This window comes from Spirosoma luteolum (genome assembly GCF_054778875.1).
This window is the reverse complement of sequence record NZ_BAAGZE010000020.1, coordinates 121634-142217: the sequence shown is the minus strand read 5'-3', so window position 1 is coordinate 142217 and position 20584 is coordinate 121634. Positions and strand designations below refer to the sequence as shown.

General features: G+C 58.7%; 13 protein-coding genes. 11 read left to right on the top strand and 2 right to left on the bottom strand.

Annotation, left to right across the window (positions count from 1 at the left end):
- The first annotated feature begins 17 nt into the window (after positions 1 to 17).
- Both ACYVAC_RS17885 and ACYVAC_RS17880 read left to right on the top strand, forming a co-directional pair.
- Positions 18 to 1592, top strand: a complete 1575-nt coding sequence (locus ACYVAC_RS17885) for a glycoside hydrolase family 30 protein (protein WP_461099137.1) — start codon at positions 18 to 20, stop codon at positions 1590 to 1592.
- Positions 1593 to 1679: 87 nt separating this feature from the next.
- Positions 1680 to 3014, top strand: coding sequence for a glycoside hydrolase family 27 protein (locus ACYVAC_RS17880; RefSeq protein ID WP_461099136.1), 1335 nt, complete (start codon positions 1680 to 1682; stop codon positions 3012 to 3014).
- Between the two features lie 57 nt (positions 3015 to 3071).
- On the opposite strand, the gene ACYVAC_RS17875 is transcribed toward ACYVAC_RS17880, so the two are convergent.
- Both ACYVAC_RS17875 and ACYVAC_RS17870 read right to left on the bottom strand, forming a co-directional pair.
- On the bottom strand, positions 3072 to 4727 hold the full coding sequence (locus ACYVAC_RS17875; RefSeq protein ID WP_461099135.1) for an alpha-L-fucosidase: 1656 nt from the start codon (positions 4725 to 4727) through the stop codon (positions 3072 to 3074).
- A gap of 50 nt (positions 4728 to 4777) precedes the next feature.
- Positions 4778 to 5794, bottom strand: a complete 1017-nt coding sequence (locus tag ACYVAC_RS17870; protein WP_461099134.1) for a zinc-binding alcohol dehydrogenase family protein — start codon at positions 5792 to 5794, stop codon at positions 4778 to 4780.
- Between the two features lie 489 nt (positions 5795 to 6283).
- Here ACYVAC_RS17870 and ACYVAC_RS17865 point away from each other — a divergent pair, with 489 nt between their 5' ends.
- From ACYVAC_RS17865 to ACYVAC_RS17825, 9 genes are all read left to right on the top strand, one after another.
- A complete protein-coding gene (locus ACYVAC_RS17865) occupies positions 6284 to 6955 on the top strand; it encodes a response regulator transcription factor (protein WP_461099133.1) in 672 nt (223 codons plus the stop codon).
- A gap of 51 nt (positions 6956 to 7006) precedes the next feature.
- A complete protein-coding gene (locus ACYVAC_RS17860; protein ID WP_461099132.1) occupies positions 7007 to 8362 on the top strand; it encodes a HAMP domain-containing sensor histidine kinase in 1356 nt (451 codons plus the stop codon).
- A 311-nt stretch (positions 8363 to 8673) separates the two neighbouring features.
- On the top strand, positions 8674 to 8964 hold the full coding sequence (locus tag ACYVAC_RS17855) for a hypothetical protein (RefSeq protein WP_461099131.1): 291 nt from the start codon (positions 8674 to 8676) through the stop codon (positions 8962 to 8964).
- 169 nt (positions 8965 to 9133) lie between these two features.
- A complete protein-coding gene (locus ACYVAC_RS17850) occupies positions 9134 to 10210 on the top strand; it encodes an efflux RND transporter periplasmic adaptor subunit (RefSeq protein ID WP_461099130.1) in 1077 nt (358 codons plus the stop codon).
- A 25-nt stretch (positions 10211 to 10235) separates the two neighbouring features.
- The gene (locus ACYVAC_RS17845; RefSeq protein WP_461099129.1) at positions 10236 to 13406 is read left to right on the top strand and encodes an efflux RND transporter permease subunit; all 3171 of its coding nucleotides are present in this window, start codon (positions 10236 to 10238) and stop codon (positions 13404 to 13406) included.
- Entirely contained in the window at positions 13399 to 14835 is a 1437-nt protein-coding gene (locus ACYVAC_RS17840) for a TolC family protein (RefSeq protein WP_461099128.1), read from the top strand. The genes ACYVAC_RS17845 and ACYVAC_RS17840 overlap by 8 nt, the downstream gene beginning before the upstream one ends.
- A gap of 377 nt (positions 14836 to 15212) precedes the next feature.
- A complete protein-coding gene (locus ACYVAC_RS17835) occupies positions 15213 to 15809 on the top strand; it encodes an RNA polymerase sigma factor (protein ID WP_461099127.1) in 597 nt (198 codons plus the stop codon).
- A 57-nt stretch (positions 15810 to 15866) separates the two neighbouring features.
- Positions 15867 to 16934, top strand: coding sequence for a FecR family protein (locus tag ACYVAC_RS17830; protein WP_461099126.1), 1068 nt, complete (start codon positions 15867 to 15869; stop codon positions 16932 to 16934).
- Between the two features lie 167 nt (positions 16935 to 17101).
- Positions 17102 to 20581, top strand: a complete 3480-nt coding sequence (locus tag ACYVAC_RS17825; protein WP_461099125.1) for a SusC/RagA family TonB-linked outer membrane protein — start codon at positions 17102 to 17104, stop codon at positions 20579 to 20581.
- Positions 20582 to 20584 lie beyond the last annotated feature (3 nt).

Sequence of the window (20584 nt, the reverse complement as noted above, 5' to 3'; positions counted from 1 at the left end):
TCCCTTTCTCAACCGTTATGCGTCATTCCGTACAAGCCAGTCTGCGCTCTGCCCTGCTGCCGGCTCTGCTGCTCGCCACCCTGGCGGGCTGTCGGGCCAGTACCCCCGGCGACACCCCGGCCCCACCGACCCCCACGGCGGGCCTTACCCTGACCATCGACCCCGGCAAAACGGCCCAGACCATCGCGCATTTTGGCGCGTCGGATGCCTGGAGCTGTCAGTTTGTGGGGCAATGGCCCGATGCCAAACGCAACGCCATTGCCGATCTGCTGTTTAGCCGCGATACGCTGGCGGGGGGCAACCCGAAAGGCATTGGTCTGTCGATGTGGCGGTTCAATATCGGCGCCGGCACCGCCGAGCAGGGCAGCAACAGCGGCATTGGCGATGAGTGGCGCCGGGCCGAGTCGTTTCTGAACGACGACGGCACCTACAACTGGAACAAACAGGCCGGGCAGCAGTGGTTTCTGCAGGCCGCCAAACAGCGGGGCGTTGCCAATTTTCTGGCGTTTACCAACAGTCCGCCCGTCCAGTTTACGCGCAACGGCAAAGGTTTCGCTACCAATAAAGCGCCCAACCTGAACGCCGACCAGTATGATTCCTTTGCCCGGTTTCTGGCCGATGTGCTGCAGGGCGTGAGCAGCAAAACGGGCGTGCGTTTCGGCTATATCAGCCCCGTCAACGAACCGCAGTGGGACTGGAGCGATGGCGGGCAGGAAGGCACCCCCTTCTTCAACAACCAGATAGCGGGCATCGCCCGGTCGCTGAGCAGTGTGCTGCAAACCCGGCAGCTGCCCACCCAGATCAGCCTGGCCGAAGCAGGGCAGCTCGACTTTCTGCTGGGCGACAACGGCAGGCAGGGACAGGGCAGCCAGCTCGTCGACTTCTTCGATAAAGGCGCGGCCAACTACGTCGGCGATCTGCCCAACCTGACCCGCGCCGTATCGGCCCACAGTTACTTTACCACCTCGCCCTACGGCACGGCCGCCAGCCTGCGCCAGCGCGTGCAGACCGCCCTGAGCAACGCCGGCGGACTGGGCTACTGGATGTCGGAATACTGCATTCTGGGCGACAATGCCGGCGAGATCAACGGCGCGGGCAAAGACCTGGGTATCGACCCGGCCGTGTACGTGGCCAAAGTAATCCACAACGATCTGGTCAACGCCAACGCAACGGCCTGGCACTGGTGGCTGGCCATTACGCCCTATGATTACAAGGATGGGCTTATCTACATCGACAAAAACAAAACCGACGGCCGTTTCGCGCCCGCCAAGATGCTCTGGGCGCTGGGCAACTACAGTCGGTTTATTCAGCCGGGGGCGGTTCGGGTCGGGGCCGACCTAACCCAGAACAGCGCGGGACTGCTGGTTTCGGCTTACAAAAACCCCAACGGGCAGCTGGTAACGGTGCTGATCAATCCGGGTACTACGGCCCAGCCCGTCACCACTACGCTGCTGACGGGCCGGCTCGCCAATCCGGTGCTTTATACCACTTCGGCCACGACCGATCTGGCCCGCTCGGCCGTGAGCAGCACCGGTGCCCTGTCTATTCCAGCCCGAAGCATTGTCACGCTGGTCGGCGACCTCCGGCCCTAGTCTTTCATCCAATAAAGGTTCGTAGTACGGAGAGTGGTAAGATTGTTTCTTGCCTCTCTTTTTTTGCTGTTCTACTCATCCCCTGCCATGAAACAAACCCTGCTTATCGCTTTTTACTTACTGGCCGCCCTGGTCAGTTACGGCCAGCCGCGCTTCAGCCAGTGGGCTCCAACCCCACCCATGGGCTGGAACAGCTGGGATGCCTACGGCCCAACCGTTACCGAAACCGACGTGAAGGCCAATGCCGATTATATGGCCAGACACCTGAAACCCTTTGGCTGGAACTACGTGGTGGTCGACATCCGCTGGTTTGTCGAGAACGACAAGGCGGGCGGTTATAACCAGACCGACCCGCGCTACGTGCTCGACGAGTACGGTCGGTATATGCCCGCCGTCAACCGCTTCCCGTCGGCAGCCGGCGGGCAGGGCTTCAAACCCCTGGCCGATTATATCCACGCCCGGGGTCTCAGGTTCGGTATCCACATCATGCGGGGTGTGCCGGGCGAAGCCGTGCGGAAAAAGATGCCGATCAAAGGCACGACCACGACGGCCGATCAGATTTACACCACGGCGCTGCAGTGCGAATGGCTCAAAGACAACTATACCATCGTAGCCGATAAGCCCGGCGCGCAGGCCTACTACAACTCGATCATGGAACTGTATGCCGCCTGGGGGGTCGATTTCATCAAGATCGACGATCTGTCGCGCCCCTACCACCAGGCCGAAATCGAACTGATCCGGTCGGCCATCGACCGCACCGGCCGGCCCATGGTGCTGAGCACCTCGCCCGGCGAAACCCCCATCGAGAAAGGGCAGCACGTACAGGCCCACGCCAATATGTGGCGCATGGTCGACGATGTCTGGGACACCTGGCCTCACCTGACCCATCTGATGGCCGTAGCCGAAAAATGGTATCCCTACATCAAACCCGGTACCTGGCCCGACTGCGACATGATTCCGCTGGGGCGCATCTCGATTCGGGGCGAGCGCGGGCAGGATCGGCAGACGCGGCTCACCCGGGATGAGCAGTATACGCTCATGACGTTCTTCACCCTATTTCGGTCTCCGCTTATGTTCGGGGGCGACCTGCCCAGCCTCGACCCGTTTACAACCTCGCTGCTGACCAACCGGGCGGTACTGGCCATGCACCGGGAAGGCACCGCTGTGCGCCAGCTGTTTCGCACCCCCAACCAGCTGGCCGTTACCTCGACCAACGCCCGCACGGGCGAGCGCTACCTGGCCCTGTTCAACCTTTCCGATGCCAGCGAGCCGGCGGCTCTCACGGTCGACCTGGCAACTCTGGGCATCGAAAAGGCCTTTACCCTAACGGACCTATGGACGGGCAAGCGCGACAAAAAACCGGCCGGCTCCCTGACGGTTACCCTCGCCCCCCATGCGTCGGTACTCTATTCGATCCGCTGACCGGCAGCGGCTCCACGCCATCAGGTGCCGGAGCCGCCAACCGACAGCGCACCGCTGCTAGCTGATTTTCAGACAGTAGGCATAATCGCCGGGCTTCTGTTCAGGAAACGTCACCTCGAGCGTGTCGGCCGTGCGGCTGAACGAGAGCGGCTGTCTGGCCCCCAGCAGGTCGACCCGGCGGATGGCCCGGCCCAGCTCGGGGCGGTTGGCCCCCAGCGCTTTGATCCGGACTTTACCGTCGGCGGGCCAACCCATCACAATGGCGTAGAGCGTATTGCCTTTCTGGGTGAACCGGACATCCTGCGCGCCAAAAGGCTTGCCTTTACCTTCGTTGAACCCCTGGGCGTTGAGCGGAGCGGCCGACTCGATGGCGGGTCCCTCGCCAAACACGCGCCATGGCCGGGTGCCGAAAATACTTTCCCCATTTACGGCCATCCAGGCTGCAATGCCCTCGACAATGGCCGTTTCTTTCTCGTCGATGGTACCATCGGCCCGTACGGGTACACTCAGCAGCAGGTTACCGTTTTTGCTGACTACGTCGGCCAGCGTGTGGATAACCGTCTGCGGGGTTTTGTAGCGGTTGTTATCGTAGACCCGCCGGTCGTAGTGCCAACTGCCGATGCAGGTATCGGTTTGCCAGACAAACGGCTCGATCTGGTTCGACTGGCCCCGCTCGATATCCCACACCATACACTTCTGCTGCTCAGGCGTCAGAATTTTGCCGTTCAGCACCGCTTCCAGTCTGCCCTTGTTACGGGCCATGTTGCTGTTGTAGAGGTGGGCCGCAATGCGCAGGCCGGCGTCGCTGACGGGCCAGAGCGGCAGGGCCGTATCGTCGAAATACACCAGATCGGGTTCATACTTGTTGATCAGGTCGACCGTACGGTTGTAGAACTGTTCGCAGTAGGCTTTCGAGGGTAGGGCGGCCCCGTTGCCCCACTCCCACTGCCGGTGAATAGTGCTCGTTTTTTCGCTGCCTTCGCTCAGGGGATGGTTCTGCGCGTAGAGTTCCTGCGGGTCGTAGCCTTCCCACCAGGTGCCTTTGCCATCGGCTTTGGTCAGGTTGCCGTCGTAGGGCACACCCGCCAGTGGCCCGTTCCTGTCGGCGCGCCGGGCCGTCTCATACCAGGTCCAGGCGTGGGCTGCGTGTACACTGACCCCGAAATGCAGGCCCTGTTTGCGGGCGGCTTTGGCCCAGCCACCGATCAGATCGCGTTTGGGACCGAGCCGGGTCGAATTCCACGCGTGGTACTTACTGTCGTAGTTGTCGAAGTTATCGTGATGGTTGGCCATGGCCACGAAATACTGCGCCCCGGCCCGCTTGTAGAGCGCTAACAGCTGATCGGGGTTCCAGTTTTCGGCTTTCCACTGGTGAATCAGGTCTTTGAAACCCACCTTGGATTGCGGACCGTATGTTTTCCGGTGATACGTGTAGGCGTCACTGCCTTCGTCATACATTTCCCGGGCGTACCAGTCGCCGTGTTCGGGCTGGCATTGCGCGCCCCAGTGGGCCCAGATGCCGAACTTGGCGTTGCGGTACCAGTTGGGCACGGCATACTGCGCCAGCGATGCCCAGGTGGGCGCGAACGGACCGGCGGCCATGGGTTCGCTTACCAGCGGAGGGGCGGGCAGACCGGCCAGTGCACCCGCCCGGCTCAGATACCAGGCCGAAACGGCACCGGCCGTTTGTTTTAATAGTGCGCGTCGATTCATGATCAGATCGGGTGAGGGGGTTCAGCAAACAGACGGGGCAAACAGGGGCATCAGGGCAGGCTAACCATGGCCTTGATAACGCCACGGGTCGGGTCGAGCCAGCCCGGAAATTCCTGCGCCACCTCGTCGAACGAAACGCGGTGTGTAATAAACGGTAGCGGGTCGACGGTGCCGGCTTTCATGGCCCGGATCACGTGGTCGAAATCGAGTCGGGTGGCGTTGCGGCTGCTCATGAGCGTAGCTTCCCGCTTGTGAAATTCGGGATGGCTCACCGTAATGGCTTCCTTCTGGAGCCCCACCAGCACGTACCGCCCGCCGTGGGCCAGGTAGGCAACGCCCTGCTCAATGGCCCGCAAACTTCCCGTGGCGTCGATCACAACCGTGGGCATATCGCCCCCCGTCAGGGCGTGGAGCTGCCCCGCTACGTCGGCCGAACGGGCGTTGATGGTATGGGCGACGCCCACCTGCTCGCGGCAAAACGTCAGCCGGTCTTCGTTGATATCGAGCGCGATCACCGTGGCACCAGCCTCACGGGCAAACGCCATCACGCCCAGCCCGATGGGGCCAGCGCCGACAACGAGCACCACCTCACCAGGCTGCACATCGGCCCGGCGCACGCCATGGGCACCAATGGCCAGGGGTTCGACCAGGGCCAGCGCATCGTAGCTCAGGCCCTGCCCCGGCAGCAGCGTGTGGGTCGGCACGGACAGGTAGGTACGCATCCCCCCGTCGACATGCACGCCCAGCACCCGCATGGTGGCGCAGCAGTTGGTTTTGCCCATGCGGCAGGCAATGCAGTGCCCGCAGTGCAGATACGGCATCACCGTCACAGCGTCGCCCACCCGGCAGGGGGTGTCGCCGTCAACAGCAACCAGGTCGGCAGCCAGTTCGTGGCCCAGTATCCGCGGGTAGCTGAAAAAAGGCTGGGTGCCTTCGTAGGCGTGGAGGTCGGTGCCGCAAATGCCGACCCGCCGAATACGGAGCAGGGCATGTCCGGGTTCAGGAGTAGGTTCGTCGCGCTCCTGATACGCGAAGTGCCCGGGCGCCAGGCAGGTAAGTGTTTTCATTCAGTACGTAGTGGGGACTCCTCGTTGGCGGATGAGCCGGGCCAGTGTTAAAACAAAGCGATGCCACCCGTTATGTACCCGCTACGCAGGGCGACACAGGCGGCTGACTACAAAGAAACATTATTCAGCGCAACCAGATACGGCGTCATTTATCCGGCTTAGACCCTCAGTTGACCAGCGTGTACGCATTGTCGGCGGCCGGCCGTTCAGGCTGAATCGGCGAGGGGACTGCCCGAAAAAGGCATTCCCCCCGCCCGCTTACCCTGCTGAAAAGTCATTACCCCCCCTTTAGTGCCGTAACAGTGCCCTTGCCGCAATTAAACAACCCCTCCGATACCCTAAGCAGGGCGGGTATTCCATCACCGATCTGAATACGGGTACCGGCCGCCGGCCAGGGCCTATGTAGCCGGTCGTAACGGGCCTGGTTGTATCTTTACTGCCATACGCTTCGGCGCTGGCTGGATCAGCCGCTGTTTGGGTACCTACGCTATGACTGTGATGCTGGTTGAAGACGAAGAACGGCTGGCCTCGTTTATTCGTAAGGGACTCTCGGCCGAAGGATATGACGTAACGATCGCCTACGATGGGCGAACGGGTTTGTCGTTATTCCGGCAGGCCCGCTACGACCTGATCATCCTCGACGTCAACCTGCCGCAGATCAACGGCATCGAACTTTGCCGGCTGATCCGGCAGGAAAACGAAGCGGTGCCCGTGCTGATGCTGACCGCCCTCGACAGCCTGGCCGATAAGTCGGATGGGTTCAACGCCGGGGCCGATGATTATCTGGCCAAGCCTTTCGAGTTTCAGGAGCTGGTCCTGCGCATCCGGGCGCTTACCCGCCGGAGCGGGATCAAACCCCGGCAGGTACTGAAACTGGCCGATCTCGAACTAAATCTGGATACCCAGACGGTTACGCGGGCGGGTCAGCGCATCGACATGACCACCCGCGAATACGCACTGCTCGAATACCTGATGCTGCACAAGGGCAAAACCATCTCGCGTGTCGACATCAGCGAAAAAGTGTGGGATTTGCATTTCGACACGAGCAGCAACATCATCGATGTATACATCAGCTACCTGCGCAAAAAAATAGACAAGGGCTTTTCGCCCCGCCTGCTCCACACGGTGGTCGGTATGGGCTACGTGCTGCGGGAAGAATAAATTTCGTGTACCGAAGCCACCTGTTTCCGGCTTTCTTTTCGCCTTTAGCCCGTGCTGATCCGCAACCGACTGACGCTTATTTTCACCCTGCTGGCTACCGCCATCCAGATCACGCTGTCGCTGCTGGTCGGGTATTTTTATTCGCTCTACCGACAGGAAGAGTTTTACAGCCGGCTCGAATCGAAGGCGCGGGTGGCCGGACGGGTACTGATTTCACGCCGGCACCTGCACGACGACTTTTTCAAGAACATGGTTCGCACCGATTTGCTGACCATTGTGGAGGAGCAGATCAGCATTTTCGACAGCCGGCATAATCTCGTTTTTACCAACCGCACCCTGAAAGAGTCGGACTACTACAAGGAGAAAATTCCGCTGCTCGCGGCCGATCCGCTGTTTGAATTTCGGAGCGGTCACCTCGAATCCATCGTTATTCCGTACCGCGACCGCGGCCAGTTATTCTACATCGTTGCCTCGGGTTTCGACCGGATCGGCTTTTCCAAGCTGCATACCCTCGAGCAGATTCTGCTACTGGCCAATTTGCTGGGGTTCACGCTGATCGTGCTGGCAGGCTGGTATTTTGCGGGCCGCGTGCTCAAGCCCATCTCCCGGATTGTCGACGAGGTAGAGCAGATTACGGCTATGCAGCTCCACAAGCGGGTGAATGAGGGCAACCAGCGCGACGAAATTGCCCAGCTGGCCATGACCTTCAACCAGATGCTGTTCCGGCTCGAAGACGCGTTCGTATCGCAGCGGAGCTTTGTTTCCCACGCATCGCACGAGCTGCGCACCCCGCTCACCAACACGCTCGGCACACTCGAAACCTCGCTCACCTACGACCAGAATCCGGCCGACTGGCGCGAGAGCATGGCCGTTGCGGTCGACGAGCTGAAAAAAGTCATCGCGCTGACCAATGGCCTGCTGGCGCTGGCCAACGTGTCGGAAGGCAGTGTGGTGCTGACCACAGTTCGGGTCGACGACTGCCTGCTGACGGCCCTGGGGCAGGTACAGAGCAAATACCCCGGCCGCAGCCTGCCCCTGCACGTCGACACCGAGGGGACCGATGCGCTGACGGTAAAAGGCAATGCTACCCTGCTGACAACCGCGCTGCTCAATATTCTCGACAATGCCTGCAAATACGCCGACGGTCCGGTGGCCGTTCGGTTAGAAGCCCTCGGCGAAACCAGCCAGCTTACCGTTTCCGACCAGGGCCGGGGCATCGACGCGGCCGATCTGGCCCATATCTTCGACCCCCTCTATCGGGGTAGCAACGTGCAGGGCGTGGCCGGCTACGGCATTGGACTGGCCGTGACCCGCCGGATCATCGAGCTGCATCAGGGCACCATCGAACTCTCGTCCGTACTGGGCCAGGGTACCACCGTTACCGTTACCCTGCCCGGACTGGCCTAGGAAATTCCGCAACACCCTTTATTTTTTAATACACAGCTACGGAATCTGTCCATCAGCTAATAGACTGACGTTGTCCGATTAAAGCATTCTTTTGCACAATTCCCACAGAACACACAAGACCAACCGGGCCATTCAGTACGATTTATACCTAGAAAACAGCCCGTTTTGGCTACCCTTAGCCGTATTAATACGCACAGTTGATTATCAGGCTTTTACTGCATTAGAACTTTTCTAATATCTTCTAATTTCCTTTTCACCCGGTTTTAATACCCCCGTGCTTGCTTTGTCGCAACGTATTTCAGACACAAGCAATGCAACGCCGTAATTATTCCGTTCGCCGGTCCGATTCGATTTTGCTCTACGGCTTTGGCCTGGTACTCGCCGTTTCGCTGGCCTTCAATGGGGTGCTGGTATTTGAACAAAGCCGGCAGCGCAGCCACTACGAAAGCGAACTGAGCAATGCGGTTCAGCCGGTCGATTATCTGGTGTGGCAGCAACAGCTTTCCGACTGCCGCCGGGCTAACCTCCAGAAAGACAGTGTGATTTACCGCATGCAACAATCCCCGCCGGCCGCGGCTCAGGCCGGTCGGGCCAGCCGATAAGCCTCAGCAACACCGTATCAATCGTCCCATGACACCACGCACCACCTCCACAAGCATGATTCACCTCACCTCTCAAACCCAATCCGAAGCCCCGGCCCGTACCAGTTGGTGGTCGGCCCCCAATCAATTCCCCCTTGTCAAACCGGTTGATGTAATGAATCTGATCACCATGAAGAGAGTCCTTATGCTGCTGAGCTCGGTTGCCCTGCTTGGGCTGTCGAGCTGCACGAAGCAGGAAGAAGCCAAAGAAGAAGCCGTTCAGTTTCAGGTTACCAGCCCCCTGAAAACCGACACGACGGTTACCAAGGAATACGTGTCGCAGATCCACGCCATCCAGCACATCGAACTGCGGGCGCTCGAGAAAGGCTACCTCCAAAAGATTTACGTCGACGAGGGACAGTCGATCCGCCAGGGGCAGCTGATGTTCCAGATCATGCCAATGGTATATCAGGCCGAGCTGCAGAAATCGCAGGCCGAAGCCAACTACGTGGGCATCGAATACGGCAACACCAAGCGTCTGGCCGACAGCAATATCGTGTCGAAAAATGAGCTGGCCCTGTCGAAAGCCAAGTTCGACCGCGCCAAAGCCGATGTGAACCTGGCCCAGACCCACCTGCAGTTTACCACCATCAAAGCGCCCTTCAGCGGTATCATGGACCAGTTTCGGGTACGGCAGGGGAGCATGGTCGACGAAGGTGATCTGCTGACGACCCTGTCGGACAACAGCAAAATGTGGGTGTATTTCAACGTGCCCGAAGCCGAATACCTCGACTACAAGACGCACGCTGAGAATCTGAAGAATGTGCGGCTGCTGATGGCCAACAACCAGCTTTTCGAGTATCCCGGTGTGGTGCAGACCATCGAGGCCGACTTCAACAACGAAACGGGTAACATCGCCTTCCGGGCTACCTTTCCCAACCCCAAAGGTTTGCTGCGGCACGGCGAAACGGGCCGCGTGCAGATGACGGTGCCGCTTAAGAATGCCCTCATCATTCCGCAGAAAGCCACCTTCGAAGTGCTCGACAAAAAGTACGTATACGTGGTCGATAAAGACAACGTGATCCGGTCGCGGGAAATCACGGTGGGCGCCGAGATGCCGCACATCTTCGTCGTTAAATCGGGCCTGAGAGCCACCGACAAGATCCTGCTCGAAGGCCTGCGCCAGGTGAAAGAAAACGAGAAAATCGCCTACAAGTTTGTACAGCCCGCTACCGTCGTCGCCAATCTGGGACTGTACGCTGAGTAATCTGACCGTTTAAACCGCAACCTACATGTTTGCAACATTCATACGCCGTCCCGTCTTCGCCATCGTGATCTCGATCATGATCGTCTTTGTCGGGGTACTGGCGATCAAAAAATTACCGATTTCTCAGTTTCCGGATATTGCGCCTACTACGGTCAACATCTTTATCGCCTACCCCGGTGCCAGCGCCGACGTACTGGTCAAATCGACCCTGATTACGCTCGAGCAGGCCATCAATGGCGTGCAGGACATGCGCTACATTGCCACCGATGCCACCAGTGCCGGCGAGGCCACCCTGCGGATTATTTTCGAGCCGGGTACCGACCCCAACGACGCCGTGATCCGGGTAAAAACCCGCGTCGACCAGGTCATGCCGCTGCTGCCTGAACTGGTGCAGCGCGAAGGCGTTGTGATCACGCCCATTCAGCCCAGCATGCTGATGTACGTCAACCTCTACTCGAAGGAGAAGAGCATCGACGAAAAATTCCTCTTCAACTACGCCACGGTGAAGATGATACCCGAAATTCAGCGCACCAAGGGGATTGCCCGGGCGCAGATTCTGGGTAGCCGGCGGTATGCCATGCGCGTATGGCTCGACCCCGACCGGATGCGGGCCTACAACATCTCGACCGAGGAGGTTATGAAGGCCATCGGCGAGCAGAGTATCATTGGCCGGCCGGGCCGACTCGGGCAAAGCTCGGGTATTGCCGCCCAGTCGCTCGAATACGTGCTGACCTACAAGGGACGCTACAGCGACCCCAAAGAATACGAAGGCATCATTATCCGGGCCAACTCGGCCGGCGAAAGCATTCACCTGCGCGACATTGCCCGGGTGGAGCTGGGCAGCGAGTTCTTCGATATCTACTCCAACCTCGACGGGCATGCGTCGGCCGCTATCGTGTTGCGGCAGAACTACGGCAGTAACGCCAGCGATGTAATCGAAGAAGTGAAACAGAAGCTCGAGGTGATGAAAGCCTCCTTCCCGCCGGGCATGGATTACAAGATCAGCTACGACGTTTCACAGTTCCTCGACGCGTCGATCGAGCAGGTGATCGATACGCTGCGCGACGCGTTTCTGCTGGTAGCCCTGGTGGTGTTCCTGTTCCTCGGCGACTGGCGGTCAACGCTGATTCCGATTCTGGCCGTACCAGTATCGCTGGTCGGGGCCTTCTTCGTGATTCAGGCCTTCGGGCTTTCCATCAACCTCATTACCCTGTTCGCGCTGGTATTGGCTATCGGTATTGTGGTCGATGATGCCATCGTGGTGGTCGAGGCCGTGCACGCCAAGATGGAAGAGAAGCCTTACCTGACACCCTTCGGGGCGGTAAAACAGGTGCTGGGCGAAATTAGCGGGGCCATCATTGCCATCACCCTCGTCATGGTATCGGTATTCCTGCCGATCTCGTTTATGACGGGCCCGGTTGGTACGTTCTACCGGCAGTTCTCGATCACCATGGCCAGCTCGATCGTGATCTCGGCGGTTATCGCCCTCACGCTGACGCCGGTACTCTGCGCCATGCTGCTGCGCAATCACCACGGCCACCCCGTGAAGAAGAATCCGCTGACCCGCGCGCTCGACAGCTTCAACCGGGGCTTCGACAAAATGACCGGCTGGTATGTCAGCCTGCTGCGCCTGATCGTCAGTCGCCGGTTTGTGACGTTCGTGGTGCTGGCTGCGTTCTGCGCCGGTATCGTGTTCGAAAACCAGATTCTGCCGGCCGGCTTCATTCCAAACGAAGACCAGAGCACGATCTACGCCATCATCCAGACCCCGCCGGGTTCGACGCTCGAGAAAACCAACCAGGTATCGCGCAACCTCCAGAAAATATGCGAAGAGGTGCCGGGTATCGAGTCGGTATCGTCGCTGGCGGGCTACGAGATCATGACCGAAGGCCGGGGCTCCAACGCCGGTACCTGTCTGATCAACCTGAAGCCCTGGTCGGAGCGCGACAAGAACGTGAAGGAGATTATGGAAGAGCTGGAAGAGAAGTCGCGCGGCCTGGGAGCCACCGTCGAATTCTTCGAACCACCGGCCATTCCGGGCTTCGGTACCTCGGGTGGTTTCTCCATGCGTCTGCTCGATAAAACGACCGACACCGACTACCGCGAGTTCGACAAGATCAACAAGGAGTTTATGGAGAACCTGGGCAAGCGTAAAGAGCTGACCGGTCTGTTTACCTTCTTTGCGGCCAACTACCCGCAGTACGAACTCCAGATCGACAACAACCTGGCCATGCAGAAGGGCGTGTCGATTGGCAAGGCCATGGACAACCTGAACATCCTGATCGGTAGTACCTACGAACAGGGCTTTATCAAGTTCAACCAGTTCTTTAAAGTCTATGTGCAGGCCGACCCCAGTTTCCGGCGGCTGCCTACCGACCTGCTGAACCTGTTTGTGAAGAACGACGAAGGCGAAATGGTCCCCTACTCATCGTTTATGACGCTGAAGAAAGGCCAGGGGCCTAACGAGATCACGCGGTTCAACCTGTATAACTCGGCGGCCATTCAGGGCCAGCCGGCCAAGGGCTACACCACAGCCGATGCCATCCAGGCCATTCGGGAGGTGGCGGCCAAGACGCTGCCGCGCGGCTACGACATCGCTTTCGAAGGGCTTTCCTACGACGAATCGATCCGGGGCAACGAGTCGCTCTACGTATTCCTGATTGTACTGGCCTTCGTGTACATGGTACTGGCCGCCCAGTATGAGAGTTTCATTATTCCGCTGGCGGTGGTCTTCTCGCTGCCCGTCGGGATCTTCGGTTCCTTCATGCTGCTAAAGCTGATGGGGCTGGAAAACAACATCTACGCCCAGATCGGTCTGATCATGTTAGTGGGCCTGCTCGGGAAGAACGCCGTACTGATCGTTGAGTTTGCGGTGCAGCGCCGGCAGGCGGGTGACACCATCCTGAATGCCGCCATCGAAGGGGCCCGGGTTCGTTTCCGCCCGATCCTGATGACCTCGTTTGCCTTCGTGGCCGGTCTGATTCCGCTTATTCTGGCCCACGGTGCCGGTGCCATCGGCAACCGAACCATCGGTGCCTCGGCCATGGGCGGCATGTTGTTCGGAACCATTTTCGGGGTCGTCATCATCCCCGGCCTTTACTTCATCTTCGCCCACCTGGCCGATGGTCGTACCCTGATTCAGGACGAAGACGAGTCGCCATTATCCGAAGAAATTGATCACCACCACCATGCGTAAACCAACCATGAATAAACCCCTGCTTGTGCTGGGTCTGACCCTCGCCGTTTCGGCGTGCACCGTACCGGTGCGGGTTGTCGAAAAGCAGGTCAACAAAGGCGTACCGGCGCAGTATGGGCAGTCGTCAGACTCAACCAACAGCGCCCGGACCAAGTGGCGCGACTATTTTACCGATCCGTACCTGACGGCCCTGATCGATACGGCCCTGCGTAACAACCAGGAGTTGAACATCAACCTGCAGGACATCGAGATCAATAACAACGAAATCCGGGCGCGTCGGGGGGCTTACCTCCCCTTCGTGACCCTGGGTGCCGGCGCCGGGGCCGAGAAAGTATCGCGCTACACCAGCAAAGGAGCCGCCGATGCTATCAGTGAAATCAAGCCTGGCCGGGAAACGCCCGAAATTCTGCCCAACCTCTACGCGGCTGCTTTTGCCAGCTGGGAGGTCGATATCTGGCACAAGCTGCGCAACAGCAAGAAAGCGGCCGTGGCCAGCTACCTCTCCTCGATCGAAGGCAAGAATTTTCTGGTGACCAACCTGGTGTCGGAGATTGCCAACAACTATTACGAGTTGCTGGCCCTCGACAACCAGCTGGCCATTATCCAGCAAAACCTGGTGATTCTGAACAACGCCCTGTCGATTACGAAGCAGGAAAAGGAAGCCGCCAAAGTAACCGAGCTGGCCGTACAGCGGTTTGAAGCCGAGGTGTACAAAACCCAGAACCTGCAGTATGATATCCGGCAGCGGATTGTGGAACGCGAAAACCGGATCAATTTTCTGATGGGCCGTTTTCCGCAGCGCGTGGCCCGCGATACACAGGGCTTCAACCAGTTGATACCCACCAAAATCTACGCCGGTATTCCGGCCCAGCTGCTCGAAAACCGGCCCGATATCAAACAGGCGGAGTATGCACTCGAAGCCGCCAAACTCGACGTGACCGTGGCAAAGGCCAACTTCTACCCCTCGCTCAACCTGTCGGCTTCGCTGGGACTGATGGCCTATAGCCCGCTCTATCTGGCCTACGCCCCCCAGTCGATCGTGGCGTCGCTGCTGGGCGATCTGGTTGGCCCCGTGATCAACAAGAATTCGATCATTGCCACCTACAAAAGTGCCAGTGCCCGCCAGATTCAGGCGGTCTACAACTACGAGCGAACGGTGCTCAACGCCCACATCGAGGTGGTGAATCAGCTGGCGAACATCGATAACCTGGAGCGTAGCTACGCCACCAAGAGCAATCAGGTGCAGGCCCTGACCCAGTCGACCAACATTTCGCTTAAGCTCTTCACCTCGGCCCGCGCCGATTACATGGAGGTGCTGCTTACCCAGCGCGATGTGCTGGAAGCCCGCATGGAGCTGATTGAAACGCGGATGCGCCAGATGAATGCCCTGGTCAATACCTACCGGGCGCTGGGCGGAGGCTGGAATTAATACGATAGTTGCCCAAATAAATACCTGCCGTAACGAGGCCGCTGCACGATTGTCGGGCAGCGGCTTTTTTTGGGCCCTGTGGCAACGCCGTGGGCAATTTTTACAAGTCCGGCCAACAAACGGATTATAAAAACCCCCTTGCCTGCTTTTGGGAAGTACCGACAGCGCAACCCGGACCAACGGGACGGCAGGGCCGGGGAGGCAGGTTTACAAACAGGCGACAAATGGCCCGCACCAGCACCGGCAACGGATGCAGAAACCGGTATTTTTACGCTCCTGCCGATCGCCCCTACGCTGCACAAAACCTATTCGCTCAACGTTCCGTTTCGTAACTTATCCCGGCGGCTCAGCCTGCTGAGCCCACAGTATTTTTCTGCATGACTGCCCACCTGGCCGACACCGACTTATGGCAACACTATCGAGCTGGCGATAAGGAAGCGCTGGGCCAGCTGGCCGAGCGTTACTACCGGATGCTGCGCCATTACGGGCTGAAGTTCATGCTTGCTGAAGACGCGGTCGACGACTGCCTGCAAGAACTGTTTCTGCAACTCTGGCAAAATCGGGCGTCGATCGGCGATACGGCATCCGTCAGACACTACCTCCTCAAAGCCCTGCGCAACCACGTCATTCAGTACGTGCGCGACCGAAAACGGATTGCCTGCGATGAGCTCGACTGGGACACGTCGCTGGCCCCCGAGGTCGATTCGGAGTCGCTGCTGATCCGGCAGGAGTCGCTCGATCTGCTTACCAAAACCATTCAGTCTCAGGTCGGATCCCTGCCCGCCCGGGAGCGCGAGGTGCTGTATCTGCGCTACTATGAGAGCCTGACCATTCCCGAAATTGCCGAGGTTATGCACGTCAACAAACAGTCGGTGTCAAACCTGCTGCAGAAGGCGCTCGGCAAACTCCGCAAAAACTGGCACAACCTTACGCCACTGACAATTTGGATTTTTTTCGAAAAATTTTTCCTCTAAGAAGGGTATCTACGGAGTCGATCTTCGTACTATCAAGGAATATCATCGAAAAATTCAATGCTGTCTCCAATCGGGAACCTCCACACGGTGGATGATTTTTTGACGAGCGAAGCCTTCACGACCTGGTTGCGCGAACGCCGGCCTGCCGATCAGGCCCGTTGGCAGGCCTGGCTGGCGGCTCACCCCGACCGGCAGGAAGCCTACGAACAGGCCGTTGCTACCTGGCTCGTGATTCAGGGTCAGGTGCCGGCCCTGTCCGATCAGGCGGTTGGCGAGCGGGTCGATCAGGTTATGCAGCGCCTGCCCGACCACCGGCGTCGGCTGGGCAGATCATGGGCCACCTGGGCAGCAGCAGCCTGCGTGGCAGGTATCGTGATCGGGGCCATGGCCGATCTGTCGCCGGGCACCTTACTGACCAGCCTGCGGAGCCAGGCAAGCCGGTTTTCTGCACGTACCAGTATGCAACCGATTGCATGGCGTGTCGTCAAAAACACAACCGGCAAAACACTGGTCGTTTACCTGCCCGACAAATCGTCGGTACTGCTGAGTTCCGGCAGTGAACTGCGCTTCCGGAAAGACGTTGTACCGGGCCGGCGGGAAGTTTATCTCCAGGGCGAAGGCTTTTTCGAAGTTGCCAAAAACCCACGCCAGCCCTTCTACGTCTACACCAGCCAGCTTACCACCCGGGTGCTGGGCACCAGTTTTCAGCTGCGGGCCTTTGCCGACGAAGCCACGGCCCAGGTAAAAGTGAAAACCGGACTGGTTACCGTGGCACCAACGGCCACCCCTCAGCAACGTGTGCTGCTGAAAGCCAATCAGGAAGCCGACGTGAAACAGGCTAAACTGGTGAAACTCGAGCAGTTTTCGGCCCAGCATTCGGCCCCGATTCTGCGCCAGCGCTTTGTGTTCGAACACACCCCGCTCCCGGCTATTCTGGATCTGCTGGCCGACACCTACAACATGCCCATTCAATACGATCGGCATGCGCTGGCCGGCTGCACCTTCACGGGCCACCTCGAAGATGTACCCCTACTCGAAAAGATCAGGCTGGTGTGCCTGGCCACCGAGTCGGCCTTCGAGTACTCCGATCGGCAGATCTCGATCCAGAGTCACGGTTGCAACTAACTCATTAACAAACCATAAACACCCCGATGCCGATGCACTAGAGCCCGTCACTTACCCCGTAAGTCGATGGTACACCCTCGACGACGCTTTCAGAAATGTGTAAAACTGACACATTTAAACACTGCAACACCTTAACTATTTGGTAAACGCGCTACAAACACCCTAACATGAACAATTGGTCGAACAGACAGAAGCGCTGGAACAGGCTTCTCAAAATTTTGGGGCTACAGCTCCTGCTGGCCCTCAATCTGGTCAACATCAGCTTTGCCACAAAAGGCAACGCCCAGGAGCTACTCGATCGGCGGGTAACGCTGAGCATTCAGAATGAGTACATCGAAGTGATTATCAAACGGCTTGAAGAACAGGCCAAAGTACAGTTCCTGTTCAGCCGGGAAATTATCCAGTCGAAGCGAAAAGTCAGTTATCAGGCTAAAAACGAGCAGTTGCAGCAGGTGCTCAACCAGTTGCTATCGCCCCTGAACCTGAGCTATGAAGTGGTGGGTCAACAGATCGTGATCAAGCGCAACCAGGCCCCGCTCAAGGTCACCGAAACCACATCGGATCAGGCCGTTGGGCAGGATGTGCAGATTACGGGCCGCGTTGTAAGCGAAACGGGCGAGGGGCTGCCCGGTGTCAACATCCAGATCAAAGGCACCACCCGCGGCACCACCACCGATGTCGACGGCAACTACCGCCTGACGGCCCCCCAGGGCAACGGTACGGTACTGGTATTTTCATTTATCGGCTACCAGACCCAGGAAGTAACGGTTGGTGCGCGGAATGCCATCAACATAACGCTGGCCAACGACGACAAAACCCTCAACGAAGTGGTCGTTGTCGGTTATGGGGTGCAGCGCAAACGCGACGTGACGGGTTCGGTCGTATCGGTCAACGAGGCTACCCTGAAAGAAGTACCGGCTCCCAACCTCGTCAACCAGCTGAAAGGCCGGGCCGCCGGGGTAACCATCGTCAGCAACGGCTCAACGCCGGGCTCGCAGGGTCAGATCCGGATCCGGGGTAACCGCACCCTGACAACCGGCAACGGGGATGGTCTCGACGGCCCCCTGGTGGTAGTCGACGGGATTCCCTACGGGGGGCTGAACGACATCAACCCCGACGACATTGCCAACCTGGAAATCCTGAAAGATGCCTCGGCGACCGCCATCTATGGCTCGCGGGGCGCCGGTGGGGTCATTCTGGTTACGACCAAACGGGGTAAAATTGGCAAGCCTGTTTTCACCTACGACGGCTACCACGGCATTACCACCATTATGGGTAAATACAACGTGATGAATGGCACCGAGTACGCACAGTTCAAGGCCGATGCGGCCAAATACAACCGCACCGCTCCGGGCACCACGGCCTATCCGCTTACCATCAAGGAGCAGGAAGCACTGGCTGCCGGCGTGTCGACCGACTGGCAGGGTCTGATCTATAAACCGGGCTTCAATACCAACCACCAGCTGGGCATGCAGGGCGGCACCGAGAACACGCAGTACTCGCTGGGCCTGGGCTATTTCAACGAAACGGGTATCATTCCCAGCCAGAAGTTTGAACGCTACACCATTCGCGCCACCATCGACCAGCGCGTTGGCAAGCGGATCAAGGTAGGTCTGAACACGCTGAACACACTTACCTACACCAACACGCCTGGTGGCGGGGGTGTGCCGGGCGGGCTGGTACGGCTGACGCCACTGGCTTCTCCCTACAACGCGGATGGCTCGGTAAACCTGTTCCCTTCGGAAGGCTCGATTGACGCGGCCGGCATCAGCCCGCTGACGATCATCACAAAAAAAGACGCGTATCTGGGCCGTACGCGCTCGATCCGGACATTCAACAGCCTCTACGGCGAACTGATGATTCTGAACGGCCTGCGCTACCGCTTCAACGCGGGGCTGAACTTCAGCCAGTCGAACTACAACGGCTACGGCGGACCCCTGACGTATTTTAACCAGGCTACCGTCCAGTCGTCGTCGAATGCCGAAATCAGCAATACCGAATACTGGGATATCAACCTCCAGCACCTGCTCTACTACGACAAAACGTTCGGCAAGCATAAACTCGGTCTGACGGGTCTCTACGAAGTAACGCAGAACCATTCGCTGGGCAGCCGCTTTACCGTGACGGGTGTGCCGGCCGATTACATCAAAACCTCGAACTTCTCGCTGGCGTCGGGGCAACCAGTGGCCAACTCTGACTTTGGTAACTCCTTTGCCGAAACCGGGCTGCTGTCGTACATGGGCCGGGTCAACTACAGCTACAACGACCGGTATCTGCTGACCCTGACTCTGCGCCGGGATGGTTCGTCGACACTGTCGCCCGCCAACCGCTATTTCAACTACCCCGCCATCGGGGGCGGCTGGAACGTGATCGAAGAGCCCTTTATGAAACGGGTGCCGGCCATTTCGAATCTGAAACTGCGCGGAGGCTGGGGTATCTCGGGCAACCGCAACGTAGGGGCCTACGCAACCCTCGGCGCCCTGTCGGCCGGGTACTACAACTTCGGTCTGGGTACCGCCGGACAGCAGCTGGCCTACACCGTCACGAGCTTGCCCGCCACCAACCTGGGCTGGCAGTCGACCTCCCAGGTCGACATCGGTATCGACTTCGGGCTGTTCAACAACCGGATTACGGGTACGGTCGACTGGTACCTGCAGAAAACCAAAGACATCCTGCTGTCGGTACCCCTGCCGCCCAGCAACGGCGCCGGTTCGACGCTTAAAAACCTGGGTCGTACGGAAGGTCGTGGTCTGGAGACCTCGCTGACGTTCGATATCTTCCGGAAGCCGGGCGGGTTCAACTGGAGTGCCGACGTAATCTATTTCTTCAACCGCGAAAAAATTACCCAGCTCACCACCCCGACCGAACAGTCGAACGTGGGGGCCGGCTGGTTTGTCGGACAGCCCCTGTCGGTTATCTACGATTACAACAAGATCGGTATCTGGCAAACGGGCGATCAGGCGGATATCGACCGGCAGACCGCACCCCGGCAGTTTCCCGGTCAGATTCGGGTGCAGGATGTCAACGGTGACGGTAAAATCGATCCGGCCGACCGACAGATCCTGGGTAATTTCCAGCCCAAGTGGGAAGGTGGTCTGACCAATCGCTTTACGTTTAAAAACTTCGACGCGTCGATCGTTACGTTTGCCCGGATGGGCATGAAAGTAGTCGTGCCTTACCTGACGGGCAACTCGACGGGTTCGGGTGGCTTCGCGTTCTTCAACCAGGGCCGGGTCAACCAGGTGAAAACCGATTACTGGACCGATACAAATCCTACTAACGCTTTCCCTGCGCCCGACGCCGGCGGAGCTGTTCAGTGGTTTGGTTCGACGCTGGGCTACTACGACGGGTCGTTCATTAAAGTGCGCAGCATCAACCTGGGCTACACCTTTGCCAGTTCGCTGATCCGGAAAATTGGTGCCAGCTCGGCCCGGGTGTACTTCAACGCGACCAACCCGCTTATCCTGTATTCGCCCATCGTGAGCCAGAATCTGGTTATCGATCCGGAAGGCAACAGCTACGCATCCGGTTCGGCCACGCTTAGCGCCCAGGGAGCCGATCGCGCAACGCCCGAACGCCAGATCGCCGTCAACCTGAACAACCCGCCCGTTCGGCAATTCACCTTCGGCGTAAACCTCAAATTCTAATCA